This window comes from Xenorhabdus miraniensis, from assembly GCF_002632615.1.
This window is the reverse complement of sequence record NZ_NITZ01000133.1, coordinates 1-249: the sequence shown is the minus strand read 5'-3', so window position 1 is coordinate 249 and position 249 is coordinate 1. Positions and strand designations below refer to the sequence as shown.

Here is a 249-nt window from a genome sequence, read left to right as displayed (position 1 = left end):
CTGTTTTACCTCGGTGAAACCAATCTCCAGCATAAGATTTTGGCGATAGCGGAAGAAGAAGGGGTACGGCAGGCAGCCTATGCGCTCAAGCTGTTGCAAAGTGATGGCGAATTAACGATGGCGAGCACGGGCAAGGATGAGACGACCGGAACACTGGTCACCAAAAGCTACACGGTAAAAGGCCCGGTGATGCTGATGTTAACCACCACCGCCATTGATGTGGATGAAGAGCTGCTGAACCGCTGTCTG

1 pseudogene is annotated in these 249 nt (G+C 52.6%); it reads left to right on the top strand.

The features are described 5' to 3' along the window. Window positions 1–249 (top strand): annotated as a pseudogene (locus Xmir_RS22435) (DNA primase); the annotation flags it as partial.